Raw genomic sequence first — 291 nt, 5'->3', positions numbered from 1 at the left:
CAGTCGCACGCGGTCCTGCCGTACAGCCACTACCTGTCGAAGTTCACCGCCTACCTCCAGCAGCTCGACATGGAGTCCAACGGCAAGTCGGTGGACCGCGACGGGAACCTGGTGGAGTGGCAGACCGGGCCGGTGGTGTGGGGCACGCCCGGCACCAACGGGCAGCACGCCTACTACCAGTTGATCCACCAGGGCACGAAGCTCATCCCGGCGGACTTCATCGGCTTCGCGAGGCCGGTCGCCGAGCTGAACGACGAACTGAAGGCCCAGCACGACCTGCTGATGGCCAAC

At 66.0% G+C, this 291-nt stretch carries 1 pseudogene; it reads left to right on the top strand.

The window, feature by feature from the left end:
- Positions 1 to 291, top strand: a pseudogene (locus IO24_RS0140130) (glucose-6-phosphate isomerase); the annotation flags it as partial.

Origin of the sequence: Streptomyces flavovariabilis (assembly GCF_000725785.1) — a bacterium.
GTDB lineage: Bacteria > Actinomycetota > Actinomycetes > Streptomycetales > Streptomycetaceae > Streptomyces > Streptomyces hawaiiensis.
Note: the sequence above shows the minus strand (reverse complement) of the source record. Positions and strands in the feature narration are given on the sequence as shown.